Origin of the sequence: Bacteroides sp. DH3716P (assembly GCF_025914115.1) — a bacterium.
Lineage (GTDB): Bacteria > Bacteroidota > Bacteroidia > Bacteroidales > Bacteroidaceae > Bacteroides > Bacteroides ovatus.
Map to the genome: position 1 here is coordinate 2,699,927 of NZ_CP083673.1, position 23,292 is coordinate 2,723,218.

The window sequence follows — 23,292 nt, forward strand, 5'->3', positions numbered from 1 at the left end:
TACAGATTATTTCAATAATTAAAGAACGAAATTATGAAAAATATATTCAAATTATTGGCTTTCTTACCTCTGCTGACTGCTTGTGACGATTTGTTTGAACCGGCACTAGAGAACAACAGAGATCTTGAGGCTATGTATAAAGAACCGAGCTATGCGCAGGGTATACTTGCGAACGCTTATATTATACTTCCTTACGAAACTTCACCTACAAGTGACTTGGCTACGGATGATGCTGTGACTAATGAGATTTCCAGTAACTATCTGCGAATGGCTACAGGTTCCTGGACTGCCAATAATAATCCGGTTTCCCAGTGGCAGAATCGTTTCAATGCTATCCAGTATATCAATCTTTTTTTGGAGAATGTAGATAAGGTAGAATGGGCAAAAGATGAACGTATCTCTACCATGTTTCTTGATCGTTTGAAAGGAGAGGCTTATGGGTTGCGTGCACTGCATATGTATTATTTGTTACGTGCACATGGTGGCAAGATTGCGGACGGCACATTGATGGGAGTACCTATTATTTTGAAATCGGAAGGACCGGATGCGGATTTTAATCATGCTCGTGCCACTTATTCCGATTGCGTGAAGCAAATAATGGAAGATGCTGATAAGGCTATCGAATTATTGCCGCTCGATTATAAGAAATTTGCAGATAGTGAGATACCGGAAAAATATAAAAACATCGGTGTGACGAATGCGAGTGATTATCGGCGTGTTTGTGGTGAAGAATATAGAGGGTTGATGAGCGGACGGATTGCATTGGCAGTCCGTGCACAAACGGCTCTGTTAGCTGCCAGTCCGGCATTCCAAAGCGGGTCGGGAATGACTTGGGAACAAGCTGCCGATTATGCTGCTGAAATTATAGAGAAAGCTAACGGTGGCGGCGGCTGCGGGCTGGATGCAGATGGATTGGAGTGGTATACACTTGCGGATAAAGATTATGGAACGGGCGGCAGTCCCGCCGAGGTTATTTGGCGTAGTAGTACAGATGATAATAATACATTGGAAACAGCTAACTTCCCTCCATCACTTTACGGAAACGGTCGTGTCAATCCTACCCAGAATTTGGTGGATGCCTTTCCTATGGCGAACGGTTACCCTATTTCTGAAACATCAGGCAATTACGATGCAGAAAACCCGTATGATAACCGTGATCCGCGTTTGGCAAAATACATCGTTTACAATGGTAGCAAGCAAGGTCCTAGTGATACGGAAATTATTACAGGAACTTACGGAACGAATACAGACGTTGTGAATAAGGAAAGCGGAAGGTCTACTCGTACAGGTTATTACTTGCGGAAACTATTGCGTAAAGAGTGTAACCCTAATTCACAGTATAATACAAAGAAGAAGCATTATACCGCACGTATCCGTTATACAGAGATGTTTCTGATTTATGCGGAGGCGGCTAATGAGGCTTGGGGACCACAGAATAATCATGGACATCTTTTTAGTGCTTATGATGTAATCAAAGCCATTCGTACGCGTGCCGGTTTAGGTATCGATAATGGAGATGCTTATTTGGAGAGCATAAAGGATAATAAAGACAAGATGCGTGAACTAATCCGTAATGAACGCCGTATCGAACTTTGTTTTGAGAATTTCCGTTTTTGGGATTTACGTCGCTGGAATGTTGATTTGACCAAACTGAATGAAACTGCTCTTGGGGTGGAAATAAGCAAGAATGGTTCTGTAATGAACTACTCTCCGCTTACGGTAGAGAAAAGAAAGTATGAGGAGTATATGATTTACGGGCCAATACCTTTTGCTGAAGTAATGAAGTGGAGCAATCTGGAACAGAATGTCGGTTGGAAATAATTGTAAAATAATAAATAATGAAGCATATGAAATTAATTAAATTAATATTTGCCATGTCAGTTGGAGTCTTTGTTTCATGGACGATGACATCCTGTGAAAATCAAGATAATGAATTTCCTGATTATGAGGGCGGCACTTCAGTCTATTTTGCAACCCAGTATCCGGTGAGAACGTTGGTTATGGGTGAAGATGAGTATGATACGACGCTGGACAATGCTCATAAATGTAAGATTAATGCTACTATGGGCGGTGTTTATGCTAATAAGAAGGATATCACGATAGATATTGAAGTAGACAATACATTATGTGATAACCTTTATTATTCGTATACTTCTGCATCTGAAAATGTGCCGGTAAAAGCTATGCCTTCCAACTACTATACATTATCTGATGATAAGATCACTCTGAAGAATGTATTGATGGATGGTGTGGAAGTCTCATTTACTGATGCTTTTTTTGCTGATCCCGAAGCATTGACCGCTACCTATGTTATACCTTTGGTAATGACAGGTGTGACTAATGCTGACCGTATTTTGAATGGTACTTTGTCCGAAGGGGCAGAAGCCGTCAGATGTAATTCGTCAGTGTGGTTGGTGCAACCACAGGATTATGTACTTTATTGTGTGAAATACATCAATAAATGGACTGGTAAGTATCTGCGTCATGGCGTGGACAAAGTGACAGAAAACGGGACAACTACCGAGAATGATCGCCATAACGAGTATGTAGAAGATGATGAAATATGTCAGACTGTAACAAAATCTTTGACTGAAACCATTCTTACAGTTACTACCAATTTAGGGACAACAGACAATCCGCGTAATATCAGTTATAAGTTGCTGCTGGTTTTTAATGGCGATGAATGTGTGGTTTCCGGGTTGGACGGCGTTACGGCTACTGGTACTGGTAAGTTTGTTCAAGACGGTGAGAAGAATAGTTGGGGTAATAAAGACCGTGATGCCATTTATTTGAAGTATACTGTGGATTTCAGTAATGGATTAAAGCTTGAAACAGAAGATACACTGGTTGCGCATAGTCGTGGCGTGGCAAGAGAAGATTTTACGCCGATCTATGTGAAGAATTAATCGTTAAATCTAGAAGAATATGAAATACTATAATAGAATTTTACTGCTTGCTATGGTTGCCGGAATAACTGTATCTTGTGCAGATGCGCTTTTTGCGGACTACAAGACAGAGAAACCGGAGAGTCTGAAAAAGTATGAGTACTTGAACGAATATGGTGATTTGAAAACATATATTGACCGTATCTCCCATCCCGACTTCAAGTTGGGAACGGGGGTCACGGTGAGTGATTTCTTGAAGCAAGATTTGGTTTATACTTTGACTGTCAACAACTATGACGACGTGACGGCTGGTAATGCCATGAAATATAGCTCCTGTGTAGATGCCAAAGGAAATATGGATTTCGGCACAGTCAAGAAGTTTGTGAAAACTGCAAAAGAAACAGGAATTAGTATTTATGGGCATACGCTCTGTTGGCATTCACAGCAGCAAAATGCTTATTTGAATGGGCTGATTGCGGATAAAGAACCGGAACCGGTTCCTGGTAGTTCAGAAATCGCACTTCATATAAAAACCTCGAAACCTCAAGCGAATGTATGGGATTGGGAATTGTATTATGATTTGGATGAAGCATTAATAGCAAATCAAGAATATACTATAAGTGTGCGGATGAAGGCTTCTTCGGCTATAACCTTTCCGTTCTGGCCGGGGAAGAAAGATGGGACTGACACTCAATATGGTGCAGGGACCTTTTCAGCGGGTGAGCAATGGTCAACTAACACATTCACGTTTACGCCTTCTGCTGATATCGATAGGTTACGGTTCTGTTTCGGTTTGTTTGGCGGTGATTTGTATTTTGATGATTTAACATTGACTGCCTCGGGCTCTGATAGAAATTTGATTATGAACTCTACTTTCGAAGAAAGCAAAGATCTGTCCCGATGGAGTAAAGCGAGTTGGATTGATTTTGCTTATGGGATAGAGGAGGTCCAGGAAAGTGGATCCGTGTTAACTAATGTATATATATTAGAGGATGACTTTTCAAGCGGAACAGCTATGATGGGTTGGGGAAATAACTCGACTCGGCAGGTGATTGACGGAGTACATCAAATGACAAATCCGTCGGAAGTAAATTCTTGGGAGGCACAGGCTGGCTATGATTTTTCAGCTCCTTTGACAGAAGGGACTACCTATTTCTTAAAGATGAAGATTAAAGGCAGTGTAGCAGGTAGTATTGGAGCGGTCTTTCAAAAACCGGACGGATTTGCCGGGCGTGGTGACTTCCCTTCCATACCAATTACAACAGAATGGGAAGAGGTTACTGTATTTACCAACTGCACGGGAGATGCGGCTACTCGTATTCTTTTTAATTATGGGAAGTATGCCGGTACCATCTATATTGATGATTTGTCTATATATTGGCAGAAGTCGGGTAATACGATTCCTCTGACTCCTGAAGAGAAAGAAGAAATCCTCACGAACGAACTGGAACGTTGGATTAAAGGTATGTTGGAATCTTGCGGTGGTTATGTTAAGGCATGGGATGTCGTGAATGAACCTATTTCCGGAAAAGATTCGGATGGGGATGGCTATTACGATCTTCAGTCAGCTTCTCAAACAGATGATAATGGTGTTTCCGGTGAAAACTTCTATTGGCAGGATTATTTGGGTGATGATTACGCCCGTATTCCGATTAAGTTTGCGCGTAAGTATTTTGCGGAGTCCGGTGGTAACCCTGATGAGTTGAAGCTTTTTATTAACGACTATAATCTGGAATCCGACTGGGATCAGAATAAGAAGTTAAAGAGCTTGATACATTGGATCGAACGTTGGGAGTCTGACGGGGAAACAAAGGTGGACGGTATCGGTACTCAAATGCATGTGTCTTACTATATGAATCCTGCTACTCAGGCTAGTAAGGAAAACGCCATTATCAATATGTTTACCCTGTTAGCTTCTACCGGTAAGCTCATAAAGATCACAGAATTGGATATGGGTATTGTCGATGCAGCTGGTGAAACGATACTGACAGAGAATCTGACAGACGAAATGCAGCAGAATATGTCTGATTTCTATCAGTTCATTATTGAGAAATATTTTGAGATTATTCCGGTGGCACAGCAATATGGCATCACTCATTGGAGCCCGACAGACAGCCCTTCTGAAAACTCCTTCTGGAGAAAAGGCCAGCCAATTGGTCTGTGGGATTTGAATTACAACCGCAAACCTGTCTATGTCGGTTTCCTTGAAGGTTTGAGAAATGGTACTGCCAGTAAATAAATGAGATAGAAAACTATCATGTAGTTTATGCTGATTTAGATTAGGCACGCTCGTCCGGATAGCGGAGTCTCTCGATAGAGCTCCGCTATTATTTTAAATAGATGTAATTAAATAGATTGATGAAATTATGAAAAGAATAATAGGTATATTAACTTTGTCTTGTCTGTTGTTTTCTGCTTGTGGCAAGGATGAAATTCCGCAAGAGGAAAACGAAAAAAAACAGAAGAAACAACACCCGGTGATGATACCGGCGGTGATGAATCGGATGATGATCCTGATTCTCCGAAGCTGGTTGTTCCTTTACATGTAGAGGGACGTTATCTGAAAAATGAACAAGGGAAAATTGTCAACTTGCATGGATTTACGCAGACTTATAGTCCTTATTTTAATAACAACGCATGGAGTAATTATGATGTAAGCAGTTGTCTTAGCTATAACAAAAGTATGGTGGATAAAATACTGGCTGCCGGATGGAAATTTAACTTTGTACGTCTGCACATGGATCCTTATTGGAGTGATGATACTACGTTGCCTTATGTGCGTTATGAAGGACATGAACGTTTCTCGGAAACACGTTTCAAGAAGTACCTGAAAGAGTTATTTGTCCCAATGGCGGAATATTTTATTTCTAAAGGGATGTATGTGGTGATGCGCCCGCCGGGAGTTTGTCCACATGCAGGTGATACTGAAGATAACAGGTATCTAGGTATAGAGTTGGGAGATTCTTATCAGGAGTTTCTGCTGAAAGTATGGGACATTGTATCGCAGAATGCTGTTGTGAAGAATAATCCCGGGATTATGTTCGAGTTGGCTAATGAACCCGTTCATATAAAAGGTACAGACGGTAAATATGGTGGTGACGGTGATGCTTGCTTCATCAATATGCAAAAGTATTTTCAGGCGATTGTTGATAAAATACGTGGAAATGCTTGTAACAATATCATTTGGGTACCCGGATTGGGCTGGCAATCTCAGTATAGTGGCTATAAAGACCATCGTATCGAAGGAGGAAATATTGGTTTTGCCGTACACTGTTATCCGGGCTGGTATGGAAGTGATGCCGAACAGGACAGTGGTGAAGGAAATGGCTCCTCTACAGGAGGGGGATATGAACCTTTCCAACGTGGTTGGGACAAGCAAGTAGGTCCGGTAGCTAGTTTTGCTCCTGTCATGGTGACTGAGATAGACTGGGCACCGAAGAAATATGATGCAACATGGGGGAAAAGTATTACGGGAGTGGCGAAAGGCGAAGGTTTTGGAGCTAATTTCAAATACATAGCCGATCAATCCGGCAACGTTTCCTGGCTGTTCTTTACTACAAAGTCTCATGAATTGGCTGCTTTTAAGGATGTAGCGGGTGAACCGGGAAACTATACTTTTTTGAATGATCCAGAAGCGTGCCCGTGGGCTATTTATCACTGGTTTAAAGAGTATGCCGAAATGGATGAATAATAATATCAGTTTTGTTACAAGATGAAGAAGATTATATTATTAAGTTGTTTGTTATGTGCAGGCATATTTGCCTTTGCACAAGACCCTAATTTCCATATTTACCTTTGTCTGGGACAATCCAATATGGAAGGAAATGCAAAGATTGAGGCCCAGGATACATGCAATGTCAATGAACGCTTTCTGATGATGGCGGCTGTTGATTGTCCGTCTTTGGGACGCGTCAAAGGACAATGGTATAAAGCTGTTCCACCGTTGGTACGTTGCCATACAGGGTTAACACCGGCCGATTATTTCGGACGTACATTAGTGGAAAGGCTGCCTGATAATATTAAGGTAGGTGTCATCAATGTAGCTGTAGGTGGTTGTAGGATTGAACTGTTTGATGAGGAGAATTGCGAAGAACATATTGCCTCTCAACCGGAATGGCTGAAAAATACCGCGAAAGCGTATGGTAATAATCCTTACCGTAGACTAAAGGAATTGGCTGTAGAAGCACAGAAAGCCGGTGTGATTAAAGGTATCCTCTTGCATCAAGGCGAGTCTAATACCGGTGATAAAGAGTGGCCTCAAAAAGTAAAGAGAGTCTATGAGAATCTGTTGAGGGATTTGAATCTTCAGGCAAAGGATGTTCCCTTACTGGCAGGAGAAGTGGTACATGCCGACCAGAATGGCAGATGTGCAAGCATGAATGAGATAATCAATACGCTACCGCAAGCGATTCCGACTGCGTACGTGATTCCTTCTTCGGGCTGTTCTGCCGCAGAAGATAATTTGCATTTCACGGCAGAAGGATACAGGAAATTGGGAGTGCGGTATGCCGAGAAACGACTCCTTTTGTTGGAGAAGGAACCAAACTCCGGGATTACTACCGAACCGGCATCCACTAATATTCCGGGATATGACTATCCCCGGGTGGATAAAGAGGGGCGTGCTCATTTTCGTTTCTATGCTCCGCAGGCTACCAAGCTACAAGTGGATTGTTGCGGAAAGAAGTATGATATGTGGAAAGATGCCGGAGGACTCTGGACGGCAACGACCAACCCTCTGCCTGTAGGATTCCATTATTATTTCTTGATAGCAGACGGAGTGTCGGTAACAGATCCTTCCAGCTACACGTTCTTCGGTTGTTGCCGTGTGGCAAGTGGTATCGAAATCCCTGAAGGTGAAGAGGGGGATTATTATCGTCCTCAACAAGTACCTCACGGGCAAGTTCGTTCCTGTACGTATTACTCCGAAATGCAGAAAGAGTTCCGTCGGTGTATGGTATATACGCCGGCAGAGTATGAAACTCATCCGAAGAAGCGCTATCCGGTATTGTATCTGCAACATGGCATGGGTGAAGATGAAACCGGCTGGAGTACGCAGGGAAAGATGAATCATATTATGGACAACTTGATTGCATCCGGTCAGTGTGTGCCGATGCTCGTGGTGATGGATAGCGGTGATGTGGAAGCTCCGTTCCGGCCGCGTCCGGGAAAAGATGTGAACGAGGAGCGGGCTTTGTATGGCGCCACCTTTTATGACGTTATTCTGAAAGACCTGATTCCTATGATAGACCGGACATTCCGTACGAAAACCGACCGCGAACACCGTGCTATGGCAGGACTCTCGTGGGGAGGACATCAGACTTTCAATACGGTTCTGCCTCATCTCGATAAGTTTTCTTATATCGGAAGTTTCAGCGGGGCGATTTTTGGTCTGGATATGAAGACTTGTTTTAACGGAGTGTTTGCGGATGCGGACAAATTCAATAAGAAAGTGAATTATTTCTTTCTCGGCTGTGGCACGGAGGAACAAATGGGAACAAAGAAGATGGTGGATTCACTCCGGAAACTGGGTATCGAGGTTGATTATTATGAATCGCAAGGCACAGCGCATGAATGGCTCACGTGGAGACGTTGCCTGAAAGAATTTGTACCACATTTATTTAAACACTGAAAATAGCATGAAAATGAAATCTACATTTATTGCAGCCACATTGTTGCTCGTTTCGGTTATGACCGAAGGAGGACTGTCGGCACAAAACCCGATTGTGCAAACTTGCTTTACTACAGACCCGGCCCCTATGGTGCACGACGGCACCTTGTATGTGTATACGGGACACGATGAAGACAAAGCGGATTTTTTCTGGATGCAGGAATGGCGTGTATATTCTACCAAAGATATGGTGAACTGGACCGATCACGGCTCTCCTCTTGCCATCGAATCATTCGACTGGGCGGACGACCGTGCCTGGGCAGCACAGTGCATCGAACGTAATGGTAAGTTTTATTGGTATGTCTGCCTGCATTCCAAACTTTCCAATACGATGGCAATCGGTGTGGCGGTAGGCGATTCGCCTGTCGGTCCTTTTAAAGATGCCATCGGCAAACCGCTTCATGACGGGAGCTGGGACTATATTGATCCTACGGTCTTCATTGATGATGACGGTCGTGCTTATCTGTATTGGGGAAATCCGAATATCTATTATGCAGAACTGAATGACGACATGATTTCCTTGAAAGGTGAAGTGGGCAAACTGGAACAAACTGTTGAGAGCTTTGGTGCACCCAATCCGGAAAAGCGTGTCAAAGGTGTTAAGTATAAAGATACTTATACAGAAGGTCCATGGCTTCATAAACGGGAAGGAAAATACTATCTTCTTTATGCTGCCGGAGGTGTACCCGAACATATTGCCTATTCCATGAGTGACGGACCTCTTGGCCCGTGGAAGTATATGGGAGAAATCATGCCTTTACAAGATACGGGCTCGTTTACTAACCATTGTGGAGTGATAGACTATAAAGGCAATTCTTATTTCTTCTATCATACGGGTAAGCTGCCGGGTGGTGGAGGCTTCGGGCGAAGTGCGGCGGTGGAGCAATTTAAGTATAACGCTGACGGCACTTTCCCGATTATTAATGCTACCCGGGAAGGGGTGTCACCGGTAGGTACGCTCAATCCTTACGAAAGGGTGGAAGCTGAAACAATCGCTTTTTCTGAAGGTGTGAAGTCCGAACCAAATGTGAAAACCGGTATATATATATCTGAAATTCATAATGGAGATTATATAAAGGTACGTGAAGTGGATTTCGGCAATAAATCCCCCAAACGGTTCACTGCTACCGTTGCCAGTGCCCTTCGTGGCGGAACACTTGAAGTACGTACAGACAGTATAAGCGGACCATTAATTGCGGAACTGACTATTCCTTCAACGGGAGGTTGGGAATGCTGGAAAACATTGCAGACTGATATTGTAAAACCGGTCACAGGAATACAAGATATTTATTTTGTATTCAAAGGACGCAAAGGCTGCAAACTGTTTAACTTTGATTGGTACAAGTTTAACAGATAAACATGCTAGAGAGCAGTTGGGTTACTCTTCTTTTTTACTCAACTGCTCTTTCATATACATTGAAGGCGGCATTCCATACAATTCTTTGAATGTTGTCGAGAAATTATTAGGATCAGTGAATCCTGTTAACATGGCTATCTCGGATATGGTATGCTGTTTTTCGGACAATAAACGAGCGGCTTCTTTTAAACGTATATTACGTATAAAGTCACGGGTTGTCTGGTTGGTGAGCTCTTTGAGTTTCCTGTGAAGATGTACGCGGCTGATACCTACCTCGGTGGTGATTGTCTCTATTGTCAAGTTAGGGTTACCGATGTTTTCATTGATCACTTTCATAATACGTTCCATCAATTTCTCATCGGGTGATTTCACTTCCAGTTTCTGAACCTTGTTCTCCAGATTTTGCTGGCCTGTAAATACTTTGCGTAACTGCTGCCGTGTATTAATTAGATTTTCTACCGTCTTTTGCAGAATTTCGATATTGAATGGCTTCATGATATAGGCGTCGGCTCCTGTATTCAGACCTTCAAGGTTGTCTTCTTCCCTCGTTTTCGCGGTAAGCAAAATGACTGGGATATGGTTGAGGTTTACATTCTGCTTGATCTTCCGGCATAAGGTGAGTCCGTCCATTTCGGGCATCATGATGTCACTAATGACTAAATCCGGAGTCTTTTTAAATATTTGCTCTAATGCTTCTTTACCATTACGGCTTTCCATGATATGAAATTTGTCCCCGAACTCCTTCGCTATATAATTTCGGATTTCTTCGTCATCTTCTACAATTAATACGTGATATTTAGTTTTTACCCTGACTTTCTTTTCTTCCTCATTTTCTATAATGGGAGAGATGACAGGAACAGTTGGTACGGCTACTGTTACCTTTTGCTTATTGTTGTCAACTTCTTCAGGTCGTAGATGCTTGTTACCCAACGGTAATCGGATAATAAAACGGCAACCCGGTTGTTCTTTATTATTTTCTACATAGATAATTCCATGATGTAATTCCACTAATGAACGAGTCAGATGTAATCCTATTCCTGTTCCGCCTTTCGGATTCTGTTGGCTGTTACGGATCTGATAGAAACGTTCGAAGATATGTTCTTTTTCCTGTTCATCGATGCCTGTTCCGGTATCCGCGATAATTATTTCGGCATATTGTTTCAAGGGATCGGGCAGTGTATTATCTTCTCCCGTACGGATGGTAATATCTATGTTTCCTTTTTCAGGAGTAAACTTGAAGGCATTAGACAGAATATTCAGGATAATCTTATCAAAATTACCTGTGTCTACCCATACATTCAGTTCCCGGAGCGTACTGTGAAGTTGTAGCCGGATATTCTTTGTATTTGCCTGTTGACCGAAAGTTGTACATAAATCCTCAATAAAAGGAATGATGTTGGTTTCCCGGAACATCAAGAACATTTGTCCTTTATCAATTTTCCGAATATCCATTAGTTGATTGACAAGATTCAGAATACGTTCCGCATTTCTGTAGATAATATGATATATTTTCAAGCGTTCATTGTTCTCCTCATTCTTAATCAGTTTCTGTAGAGGGCTGATGATTAGAGACATCGGAGTGCGTATCTCATGAGAGATGTTGATAAAGAACTGCAATTTTGCTTCATTGATTTGTTCGGCATGGATATGTTGCAGCATTTCCTGATGCATTCTGTACCGATGTCTGATCTGAAGAATAATGATAAATATAATGGTCAGTAATAATAAGGAGTAGATAACTTTGGCCCACCATGAAGCATACCATGCAGGAGATATAAAGATGGTAATTTCTTTTATATTTGAATACACAGTGTTGTCTTTTGCTCTGATTTTAAAGTTATAGGTACCGGGTTTCAGATTGCTGAATGAGATACGGTTTACACCTTTGGGCAAACTAATCCATTTTTCATCGTTGATAGAATAAAGGTAGTTGATGTGTTCGGGGGCATTTAATTCCAGAGTGGCAAACTCGATACTGAACACATTGTCTTTATGGGATAGATAAAACTCTTTTGCGTTGAATACAGGGCAGTTGATAATATTGTGAATACCGGATTTCATTCCTTTTCTAACCGGATTGTTATGCAGGAAAAAGTCGGTAATCCGGATATTCCACGTTTTTGCCGGATTGATAATGTCTTGCGGATTGAAATAGGTGATACCATTCATTCCGCCAAACCAGATAATACCTTGTTTATCTTTGAAGGAGGCATTCTTGTAGAACTCATTTCCCTGTAATCCGTCGCTGACATAATAATTGATAAATTTGTTGTTTTTCTTTTGGAATTGGGAAATTCCGGCATTGGTGCTTATCCAAAGAAAATCTTTTCCATCTCCTTGTATGGCATATATTGTATTACTGGGCAATCCGTCTGCAGTAGTATAAGTGGTTAGTTCTTTCGTTTTTTTATTCCAACCGGATAATCCTTCGGAACTGCCCAACCAGACAACTCCGTCGGCATCTTCAAAGATTGAATAAATAACATTTTGTGAGAGTATCTTATGACTTTGAAAATCAGGACTGTCAAGGTCTATACAGTTGACGCCGTCATAAGTTCCGACATACAGCTTATTATCATCGGAATAGTGGAGGCAACCTATCCATTCGTTGATTAGAGATGTCTGAGATTGTACGGATGTAAATTCTTTCGTTTTCAGGTCATAGTAGAACAAACCGAATCCCATTGTCGCAATCCAAAGTCGCTTGTTTTTATCTTCTGCGAAATCATATACACGTTGTATATAGTTGTTGTTCTTATCTACCAGTTTGTACTGGTAATCGCATAATCCTGTCTGTTTGTTCAGCTTTCCCATACCGTTGATAAAGGAGCCGACCCAAATGTTGTACTCGGAATCTTCATATAGTTTTATAACTGTTGAAGGCACAGAATTAGGGTGATTAGTATGCGAGAAATGTTTAGCCGGTTCTAACTTTTCTGTCAGGGCATAAATTCCGTCATTGTCTGTTCCAACCCATAACATACCGTTGTTGTCTTTGCAGAATGAGGTTATACAACTGGAACCGATTATGTTTTTATCCATGGATTTATGTCCTATATACTTGAAACTGTTTGTTCGGGCAGGTATCTGCATGACTCCTTTCTGATAAGCAGCCAACCATAAGTTACCGGAATTGTCTTTTAGGATAGAATGTATTTTTGAATTTTTTGAATCAAAATAGTTGTTGTCAAAATTGTATTCGGAGATTTCATGAGTTTGGTTATTGTAGACACTCATACCTTTACCGTCAGTTCCGATATATAATTCATTTTGCGGTCCGGAATAGAGGAAACAGATAGGAAGTTCTCTCTTTTCTTTAAAATCAATAGGTATAAAGGAGTCTTGTCTTTTGTTATAGACGAATAGTCCTTTTCTCATACTTCCTACATAAATATTCCCACGTGAATCTTCACATATACTTTTGACATATCCGTTGTCTTTAGATAAATACAAAGTAAGTTGGTTATTAGAATCAAGACGATATACTCCTTCTTCGCCTTTTGCTATCCAGACATTCTGTTTCTTGTCTTCAATCATAAATCCTGTTGATGTCATGGGGATATCAATTTTTTGAACAGTCAACAGGTAATCTTTGATATTCAACCTGCACAACATATTTCCGGATACCCATATTTCTCCATTTCTCCTTTCGATAAAGGAAACAATATTGCTTTCAAATATTTCTCCATTGTCTTCCCTTATTGCAAGTGGGGTAAAATTGTCTGTGGCCGGATCATACATTTGAATTCCCATATATGTACCGATAAACAAATGACCTTTGCTGTCCTCAAAAACAGTACGAACAAAATTGTGGGCTAACGAATGTTCATTATTGGGCTCATGTTTGTATATGGTAAATTTAGCACCGTCATAACGGTTCAGACCATCTTCTGTTGCAATCCAAATGAAACCGTTCCGGTCTTGATATATTTGATTAATCAGACTACTGGAGAGCTCTTTGTCAGTAGTGAATAACTTAGGAGATTGCCCGTTGCATAACAAAGAAAACAATAATAATAGAAAAGTGAATACATTTTTCATAGTTATAGATCGTTGTTTGTTGTACAAAGAAAAATAAAAACCTAAATATAACCTAATAAAAGATGAATATTTTCATTAGGCTCCGGGAGTACAATCAGATGTTGTAACATCGTTTGTGAAAAATGTAACATGAGAAAAGATTAACCTCTTCTTATGTATTATTGTTTTCCTTTCATTGTATTTACAATATAGCTTTTACCGGCTTTTGTTTCGATGTCATATTCGTAAACCTTCTGCAGTTTGGGAGACTGCGCACTTACTCCTTTGGCTACAAGAGGTTGCTTGATAGGAGTGGTGGCGAATAATCTATTTGAGCACTCTTTCCCGTTTACTTGTTTTAAGCCTTTCCCTTTCAGGGGAACATAAGACCGGATGCGGAGCGTACCGCCTATATTCGACCGGATGATCGCTTTATTTAACACATTGTTTTTCCAGTCCATATCGACAGTAAAGTTTCCACGTGCCACCAGCCCCTTCACACTTCCTTCTTCCCATGCATCAGGCAATGCCGGCAATAAATGTACGGCACCGTCATGACTTTGGAGCAACATTTCCGCTACTCCGGCTGTATAACCGAAATTACCGTCAATCTGGAAAGGCGGATGGGCATCCAGCATATTGGGATAGGTACGCCCGTTCGGATATTCTTTAGCCAAGTTATCGTTGGGCAATAGTTGAATCATATTTTTAATGATTTGGAAGGCATGGTTTCCATCCAGCATACGTGCCCAGAAATTGACTTTCCAGCCGATACTCCAACCGGTAGCTTTATCACCGCGTTGAAGCAATGTGTTTCTTGCTGCCTGGAATAACTCGGGATTTGAGTATGGAGAAATTTGATTACTCGGATATAGCCCGTACAAATGTGAAATATGACGGTGCTCGTCCTTGGGATTGTCAATATCTTCAAGCCATTCTTGTAGTTGGTTATGTTTTCCTATTTGCATAGGTGGCAACTTCTCTAGTGTTTGTTTGAGGGAGTCTTGGAAAGAGGGGGCTTCACCTGCGATGTATGAAGCCAATAAGGTATTATGCAGTGCATCAAAGGCAATCTGGTTATCCATGGTGCAACCGGCCGTGATGGGACCGTGTTCCGGCGACACAGAAGGCGACACTACCAACCATTTATACACTGGATGTTCTACCAAGAAATCCATGTAGAACTGCGCTGTTCCTTTCAGGATGGGATAATACTCTTTCAGGAACTCTTTATTTCCTGTAAAGAGGTAATGTTGCCAGATATGTTGAGCTAACCATGCGCCGCCGCTAGGCCACATGCCGGCTGCTGCAAAATCGACTACACCACAGATTCTCCATAAGTCAGTGTTATGATGTGCCACCCATCCCCGACAATCATACATGGTTCGGGCTGTTTCTGCTCCTGTGACGGATAAATCTTTCAACATAGAGAATAACGGACTATGTGTTTCACTTAAATTAGTGACTTCTGCCGGCCAATAGTTCATTTCTGTATTAATGTTGATGGTGTATTTACTATCCCAAGGTGCATGAGTACTGTTGTTCCATATACCTTGCAGATTAGCCGGTTGCCCACCCGGTTGCGAAGAAGAAATCAGCAGATAACGTCCATAATGGAAAAGTAGAGCTGCCATTGCCATGTCTTCCCCATTTCCGAAGTTTTCAATTCGTTTGGGAGTCTCCAGTTGGGAAGCTTTGCCTGCCGGTAATGTAAGGCGTACACGGTCAAATTGTTTTTTATAATAAGCGATATGGCTTTTGAGAGCTTTTTCGTAAGGTATTTGCATTGCTCTTTTCAGATATTCGCTGGTCCGGTGGGATTCATTGGCGCTGACATCCTGGTAGTTTACGTAGTTGGTTGCTGCCGATATATAAAGGGTTGCTTCTGTTCCTTCATTTATTTGGAGCGTATTTCCTGCCGGGCGGAGAGTGCCATTCGTTTTTACCTGGATTTGACATTCTGCCCGTAGTGCGGCTTTCAAACCTTCCTGCTCTTTCCCTTGACAGGTGACGGTCAGCTTATCATTCTGAACATTCACCTTATGTACTAGAGGGAAGTTATATGCAATAGTAAAGTTCAGTGCGTTTGCTTTACTTGCTTTGATATGCATAATAATGACATTATCAGTAAATGAAGCAAAAGTGGTGCGGGTATAAGTGACGTCATCCACTTGATAACGGGTAGTTGTCGTTGCATTCTCCAGATTCAGATCGCGGTAAAAGCCGGATGCGTTTTGGTGTTCCGGAAATTCCAGGTAAAGACTACCTAATGTCAGATAGCTCATTCCGTGTTGCTGGGTTAAGAAGTTGGCGTCAATGAGTCTTTGCGCTTCCTTGTTTCTTCCTTCAAAAATCAGTTTGCGTACAACCGGTAGCACATGTATGGCATTCGGGTTATTATTATTGTATGGAGAACCTGCCCAAAATGTTTCTTCGTTGAGTTGTAATTCTTCGCGTTCGATTCCGCCATATACCATGGCTCCAAGACGGGAGTTGCCAATAGGGAGAGCTTCCGACCAATTTTGTGCAGGTTGACTATACCACAGTTTCAGGTCCTGTCCTGAAACAAGGTTGCTTATTAATAGGAATAATACAAAAAAAGTGTTTCTGTTCATATTGTATGGATTTGTAGCAAAGGTAGCTCATTTCCCAATACAAAAGGCAATAAACTGTTTCTGAAATCTACCTTGAAAGTAACTTCTTTCCATATTTATGTTACTAATATATATGGTGTATGTTCCACAGGGTAAAATAATAACTGCTGGTTTCTTTTTGATTTATTATCAGCCTTGCCCTCTTGTCATATAGCTTATTTGCAAGCTGATTAAGTAGGGAGGTATAAGAAGGGAAGCTGGTATAGTTGCGTTGGGATACCGGTATTGTTCTATGAAAGTACCGGTATCATTAATTCCCCACGGCCGTGACAAGATCTTCCCACGGCCGTGGTAGGAACTCGTCACGGCTGTGGGAAGAAGCTACCACGGCCGTGAAGAATTAAGTATACCGGTATCCTGATCGAACAATAGTTATTGAATGATATAAGTATGCCGGTTGTATGACGGATGTTTAATGGAGGCTTTTCTTGAAAAGTAAGTAAAGCTGGATAGGAGATATGGGAGAGCAAAATCATAAAATAATAGGCTGACAATAAAACTTATAAAATGTTATTGTCAGCCTATTGTCAGGGCTTATTGTCAGCGTCTAATGTGCTGGAAATCATTCGTCTAATGAATAGGAATGACGGCTGACAATAAGAACTGCAAAATTTATATGTAAATACAATCAGTGTGTAGTAATTGACTTGTCTCTACATTGATCTTTTTATCTATTATCTCTCTTGCTTTTCGATTCATTCATAAACAGATAAGATTTCTTATAGCCTCCGTAGTCTACAACCAACTTTTCCAGCACGATGCCCGGATCAAGAGGTTTGAAAATTAGTGTCTGCATGCCGTCTGATGTATTCGGCACATTCAGTTTGACCTTTTTCTCGACGATACGTCTTGCAACTGTCGGATAGTATATGCTGTATACATTTTCAGGAAGCTCATTTAAGTTATGATTGAAATTGATAGTCTGTTCCTTCGCTCCTTCGAATCCGATACTGTACTCATGTCCTTTCCGGTCGTGGAAAGCAAGAGTCGATTTCACTATCACGTGAACAGTCACTTTGTCGACTCCTTTGGGCAACTTTATTTTGTAGGAGATAGAAGCTCCGTTGGTCGGTTGGGTATAAGGCATCAGAGCCATGCCGCTGAGGGTACGCCCCATATAGGGGATCACTGTCCATTCCGTACTTGGTGCTGCTTTAGTGCTGTAATAGTGTTCGGCTTCTATGGCTATATATCCGTCTTGTCCGGTGAATACGTATTCACCGACAGCCTTTTCCGGATTTTCGATTCGGTAGGTTTGTGGTAGTGTATCAGCGGGGAAATTATCATTCCATGAGGTATAACCGATATGTTTCTGAATCATCATGTTCTTCCATTTGCCGCCGGACATAACGTTGTTATAATCGTCACTCAACGCTTTATCCCGTGCAAAAGCCTGTTCCACTTTATCTGCCCATTCGTTAGCTTGCGGATTGTTTTCTTTGTACAATTTATGGTTCATGGCTTGTGCATAATACATCTCGTACAGGTTTGCCATGGCTTGAACAGGGAAGAGGATTAATTGCTTGTAGGCATCTTTATATTCTGGTTTCAATGATATGTATTGTCTCAAAGCTTCCGCTTCCAGTTTCAGATATTCATCAGATACTTGTTTCCATTCGCCGGTCTCCAGGTTATAAGTATTCCGGTCGAGCATTTCTCCCGTTACGCGACCGTTATATTTGCTGTACAGGTTTAAGATTCGCATAGCTTCATCCGCTTGATCTTCGCCAAACTGCTGTGCGCAGAAACGACGGGGATGATCCAGCAAGTTGGAGACGTTGAATTGCTTGGGATTCCATGCCATATCCATGAAGAGCGTGATCGGATATTCCATTGGTTTCAAATCGCCTACATTCAGTATCCACAGCTTTTCTACTCCGTAATCGTATGTGAGTTGAAGTTGCTCCCACATATTTTGTATAGGGGTTACGTTCAGCCATTTGGAGTTTCTCGGAGCACCTACGTAGTCTACATGGTAATACATGCCCCAACCGCCCGGATGCTTACGTTCCTTGGCATTTGGCAGGCGGCATACATTTCCCCAGTTGTCATCACACAATAGCATGATAACGTCATCGGGTACACGCATACCTTTATCATAGTAATCCAGTACTTCTTTGTATAGTGCCCAGACTTGCGGGGTTGCTTTGGCAGGTCGTTTAGTCACCTTTTCAATGATTCTGCGTTGGTTCTTTACTATGTCTTCCAGCAGTTTCACGTTGGTGTTTTCGCTCATGGCTGCGTCACCGTCTCCGCGCATACCGATGGTTACGATATCTTCTGTGCCCTGCATCCGTTCGATACCTTCACGGAAAAACTGATCGATCACTTTTTTGTTAGTTGTATAATCCCATGCACCATATTCTTTGCGCTTGCGTGACCACTCCTGATGGTTGCGTGCCATTGGTTCGTGGTGGGATGTACCGATGATGATTCCCATTTCATCAGCAGTCTTACTATTCTCCGGGTCGTCTGCATAGAAAGCCCAGCTCCACATGGCAGGCCAAAGAAAATTACCTTTCAGGCGTAATATCAGTTCGTAAACTTGTGTATAAAAACGGTGGTCACCGTAGTTTGTGCCGTAGGTTTGTTTTACCCAACCGGTCAGACAGGGCGCTTCATCATTCAGGAAGATACCGCGGTAGGTCACCGCAGGTTCTCCGTCTGTATACTGTCCCGGCTTTACATATACATTCTGTTGCTTTCGGATAGGGACGTCTGCCCACCAATACCAAGGAGATACCCCCATTTGTTCAGACAGTTCATAGATACCATAGATCGTACCGCGTCTGTCGCTGCCGATGATAACCACTGCTTCATCTACTCCTTCACAGGGATTAGTGACAACTTGCAGGATATATTTCTCGTTTTTCCCTTCCAGCTCTTTTTTATCTATTTTGTTTGCAGCTATCAGTTTTTTTACAAAAGGAGTACTATAGGTACCTACAATGACACAGTGTTTCGAACTTACGTTTGTTAAGAGCACAGGCTTCGTTCCGCATACTTGCAGTATATCTTGTTGAAGATTGCCGACAGCTATCATCACTCCTTTGTCTTCGGAAGAATCTACATATATCGGACAAGGAACTCCTTGGGATATCAACGGAAAATGATTATCGGTCGGTGTGAATACTACGAATTGTTCAGCGGCAAATGCTGCTATACTCACAACAGAGAGGTAGAAGAATAGAAATAATCTTTTCATGGTTTCAATATTTAATAATTTGTTGTTAATCATTGATCTTACGTTTCACTGTAACCGGATATTCTACTTTGTAGATAATTGGTAATTGAAAAGTATATAACAGCAGGCTCAAAATGATGCAAATATCCTTCTTCATAAATACTATATTTAATGAAATTATCTTCTTTGTGTCTTAAATTCCAAAAATGGTTTATTTTTGTCTGTACTGTGACACGATGCAAAGATAGTTGGTATTGATAAGAACGGGCTTTGGGTATGTTTCAATTATTTATACTGTTGATACCAATTTACTTTTTCTTGAAGTTTTTTCTTCGGAGATAAAATGAAGAAGTGTGAACAAACCGGTTTGTTCAATAAATGTTTTTGATTTTGTTTCAAAATCTTTTTGTATTGTATCTATGAGGCTGTCGGATGAATAATAATGGTTAATGTGTCATATTCCGTATTAATAAGATTGGTATGTGATGCGTATAATATAAGTTGGTTAAACAAGAGTAAGTAGAGATTTTAATGATCTTGAGAATATCGGTAAGCGTCAATTGCATTCTTAACCGAACCGTGTAACAGTAACAATTTTTGTGCATGGTCATGATTTAATCCTAGTTCCTCCATAATCATCCTGGTGCCTCTTTCTACCAGTTTATGATTACTAAGCTGCATGTTTACCATCTTATTTCCTTTCACCCGTCCGAGTTGAATCATCACCGACGTACTAATCATATTCAGAATCATTTTCTGTCCGGTACCCGATTTCATCCGGGAACTGCCTGTCACATATTCCGGCCCTACAATCATTTCGATGGCGACATTTGCCTCTGCCGCCATTGGAGAATCGGGATTGCTGGTGATACAACCTGTCAGGACACCGTGTTTACGGGCTTCCCGCAAAGCACCAATTACGTACGGGGTAGTGCCGGAAGCAGCAATGCCGATAACGGTGTCTTTTTCGTTGATCTGGTGTTCGACGAGTTCTTCCCAACCTCGATTTTCATCATCTTCGGCTCCTTCTACCGGATTGCGCAGGGCTGTATCGCCTCCTGCAATCAGTCCGATAATCCAGTTGGGAGACATTCCGAAAGTAGGAGGAATTTCGGAAGCATCCAATACTCCCAGGCGACCGCTTGTGCCGGCCCCCATATAAAAGATGCGTCCGCCTTGTTTCATGCGGGGCACAATCTGATTGACAAGCTCTTCAATTTGTGGAATAGCCTTTTGTACGGCTAATGCTACTTTCTGATCTTCCTGGTTGATATCTTCTAATATCTCTCGCACAGATTTCTTTTCCAGATGATCGTAAAGTGACGGTTGTTCGGTTATCTGCATTTTTATAATTACTGGTTATAAATTACAATAGGTAAAAGAATTATTGTTGATGGTATTGAATCAGCCCTTCCATCGGACTTTGAAGAATCTTACCGATCTGAATACCTGTTGTTTGCGCAGCCTCCTGCAAAATCTCCTTGTAACAGTGAGCTACGGAACCAATAAAATGTACCGGATATTGCTTATAATCATATTGCATCACGTTTCTGCGGAGAAAAGCGATAAAGCTGTTGAGTACTAGTGAACGGATAGCCGGTTCTTCCAAGTGCTGTGCAAGGAAAGGGGAGAGACTGGCCAGAAAACGGTTCGGGAAAGGCTGGCGATAAACCCGGTCGATGATTTCGGGAGCCGTCAGGTCGAACTGTTTTAAGAAAGCTTCTTTGATGGCGGGTGGAAGCTGGTTTTTCAGTACATCGCCTACCAGTAGTTTTCCTAAGACTGCGCCGCTTCCTTCATCTCCCAGGATGAATCCAAGAGGGGAGATGTTGTTGACAATCTCTTTACCGTTGTAGAAACAGGAATTGGAACCTGTGCCGAGGATGCAGGCAATCCCTGCTTCATGTCCGCATAGTCCGCGGGCAGCGGCAAGCATATCCGAGTAGGCTTTGATGTTCCCGATGACGGGCAGGCTGTCGGCAATAGCCCGCCGGAGGACGGGAGCTTTTTCGGGAGTGCATCCTGCACCATAAAAAAAGACGGAGTTGATCGTTCCTTCCGGTAGTTGTGGTAGAAGGGAATGTGTCAGCTCTTGTTGAATTTCTTCTTCTGATTGGAAGAAGGGATTAATTCCCTTCGTTCCCATTCGTTTGATTGGGGTGCCGTTGAAAACGATGCACCAGTCGGTTTTTGTAGAACCACTATCTGCAATGAGTATCATATCTTTGAGCTTTTTATTGTTTCTTTCCGAAAGAATCCTCCAGTCGGTTGCGAATCATTAATGAGGCGACGATACCGGGCAGGGTACAAATACAAACCCAGATAAAGAAGTTTGTGTATCCGAGATGCTCCTGTATCCATCCTGCAGGCATCCCCGGAAGCATCATACCAAGTGCCATAAACCCGGTTCCGATAGCATAGTGCGCCGTTTTGTGTTCGCCTTCCGCAATATAAATCAGATATAGCATATAAGCGGTAAAGCCGAAACCATAGCCCAGTTGTTCGATAGCTACGCAAATGGCTATAAATATAGGATTATCCGGAGTGGCGGCAGCCATCCATACATATAATAGATCAGGAAGGTTGATAGCTAACGCCATAGGTAATATCCATTTTCTGAATCCGTCGCGGGAAACGAGGAAACCACTGATGATTCCGCCAACTAATAAAGCTATGACGCCTATAGTTCCATAGATCATTCCGACAGTTGCGGTAGATAAAGCTAGCCCACCTTTATCGGTAGCATCGAGCAGGAAAGGAGAAGCTATTTTGGCTAACTGTGATTCTCCCAACCGGTAAGTGAGAAGGAAAAAGAACATGAGACCCAGGTTCTTTTTCTTGAAGAAGGTGACAAAGGTCAGAAGAAAATCTCCCAACAATTTACCCGGTGTGAGTCCGGGACGTTTAATGTCCAAATCAGGATGGGGGAGAATCAGACGATGATAGATAGTAAGAGCAAGAAACAATCCTGCAAGAAGGTAGAATGTAATACTCCATGCCAAGGGAATATTGTTTTGTGATGTTTCCAACCATCCTGCCAGCATGACAAGAATTCCCTGCCCGAAAATGTTGGCAAGCCGATAGAAGGTATTCCGGATACCGACAAAGAAAGATTGTTCCTTATTATTGAGTCCGAGCATATAGAAACCATCTGCAGCGATGTCATGTGTAGCGGAGCTGAAGGCTAGCAACCAGAAAAAAGCAAGAGTCAACTGTACATAATGTGCAGTTGGGATAAAGAAGGCTATCCCTGCAAATCCGGCGGCGATGAAACCTTGCATGGCAATAATCCAAGCCCGTTTTGTTTTCACCAGATCGACGAATGGACTCCATAGAGGTTTGATAGTCCAGGGAAGATAGAGCCAGGAAGTGTATAAAGCTATTTCCGTATTGGATAATCCCAAACGCTTGTACATGATAACAGCAATCGTCATTACCGCTACGTATGGCAGCCCTTCTGCGAAGTAGAGGGTAGGTATCCAGCTCCAGGGATTTCTTTTTATAGTGGGGGTTGTCATGGTATT

The 23,292-nt window shown here is 42.0% G+C and carries 12 protein-coding genes and 1 pseudogene; 7 read left to right on the top strand and 6 right to left on the bottom strand.

Going from position 1 to position 23,292, the window contains the following annotated elements:
* The first annotated feature begins 33 nt into the window (after positions 1-33).
* From KQP79_RS10060 to KQP79_RS10090, 7 genes and pseudogenes are all read left to right on the top strand, one after another.
* Positions 34-1,821, top strand: a complete 1,788-nt coding sequence (locus KQP79_RS10060) for a RagB/SusD family nutrient uptake outer membrane protein (protein ID WP_008024359.1) — start codon at positions 34-36, stop codon at positions 1,819-1,821.
* A 26-nt stretch (positions 1,822-1,847) separates the two neighbouring features.
* Positions 1,848-2,906 carry a DUF5627 domain-containing protein gene (locus KQP79_RS10065; RefSeq protein WP_008024360.1) on the top strand — a complete coding sequence of 353 codons (1,059 nt, stop codon included), beginning with the start codon at positions 1,848-1,850 and terminating at the stop codon, positions 2,904-2,906.
* A 19-nt stretch (positions 2,907-2,925) separates the two neighbouring features.
* Positions 2,926-5,124, top strand: a complete 2,199-nt coding sequence (locus KQP79_RS10070; protein ID WP_004324537.1) for an endo-1,4-beta-xylanase — start codon at positions 2,926-2,928, stop codon at positions 5,122-5,124.
* A gap of 127 nt (positions 5,125-5,251) precedes the next feature.
* Positions 5,252-5,434, top strand: a complete 183-nt coding sequence (locus KQP79_RS26015; RefSeq protein ID WP_004305120.1) for a hypothetical protein — start codon at positions 5,252-5,254, stop codon at positions 5,432-5,434.
* Positions 5,413-6,564 (top strand): annotated as a pseudogene (locus KQP79_RS10080) (glycoside hydrolase family 5 protein); the annotation flags it as partial. The gene KQP79_RS26015 and the pseudogene KQP79_RS10080, both read left to right, overlap by 22 nt.
* A gap of 33 nt (positions 6,565-6,597) precedes the next feature.
* Positions 6,598-8,514 (top strand): sialate O-acetylesterase, encoded by a 1,917-nt coding sequence (locus tag KQP79_RS10085; RefSeq protein ID WP_049701723.1) that lies wholly within the window; start codon positions 6,598-6,600, stop codon positions 8,512-8,514.
* 7 nt (positions 8,515-8,521) lie between these two features.
* Positions 8,522-9,910, top strand: a complete 1,389-nt coding sequence (locus tag KQP79_RS10090) for a glycoside hydrolase family 43 protein (RefSeq protein ID WP_061447969.1) — start codon at positions 8,522-8,524, stop codon at positions 9,908-9,910.
* A gap of 21 nt (positions 9,911-9,931) precedes the next feature.
* Here the strand turns inward: KQP79_RS10090 and KQP79_RS10095 are convergent, their stop codons facing one another.
* The 6 genes from KQP79_RS10095 to KQP79_RS10120 all read right to left on the bottom strand — a co-directional run bounded on the left by KQP79_RS10095 (position 9,932) and on the right by KQP79_RS10120 (position 23,286).
* Entirely contained in the window at positions 9,932-13,951 is a 4,020-nt protein-coding gene (locus tag KQP79_RS10095; RefSeq protein ID WP_138343221.1) for a two-component regulator propeller domain-containing protein, read from the bottom strand.
* A gap of 158 nt (positions 13,952-14,109) precedes the next feature.
* On the bottom strand, positions 14,110-16,545 hold the full coding sequence (locus tag KQP79_RS10100) for a glycosyl hydrolase family 95 catalytic domain-containing protein (RefSeq protein ID WP_061447971.1): 2,436 nt from the start codon (positions 16,543-16,545) through the stop codon (positions 14,110-14,112).
* A 706-nt stretch (positions 16,546-17,251) separates the two neighbouring features.
* Entirely contained in the window at positions 17,252-19,789 is a 2,538-nt protein-coding gene (locus KQP79_RS10105; protein WP_061448013.1) for a glycosyl hydrolase 115 family protein, read from the bottom strand.
* Between the two features lie 507 nt (positions 19,790-20,296).
* Positions 20,297-21,112, bottom strand: coding sequence for an N-acetylmuramic acid 6-phosphate etherase (gene murQ, locus KQP79_RS10110; protein WP_004309644.1), 816 nt, complete (start codon positions 21,110-21,112; stop codon positions 20,297-20,299).
* A gap of 40 nt (positions 21,113-21,152) precedes the next feature.
* On the bottom strand, positions 21,153-21,989 hold the full coding sequence (locus tag KQP79_RS10115) for a hypothetical protein (protein WP_004309645.1): 837 nt from the start codon (positions 21,987-21,989) through the stop codon (positions 21,153-21,155).
* Between the two features lie 13 nt (positions 21,990-22,002).
* Positions 22,003-23,286 carry an MFS transporter gene (locus tag KQP79_RS10120; RefSeq protein WP_061447972.1) on the bottom strand — a complete coding sequence of 428 codons (1,284 nt, stop codon included), beginning with the start codon at positions 23,284-23,286 and terminating at the stop codon, positions 22,003-22,005.
* Positions 23,287-23,292 lie beyond the last annotated feature (6 nt).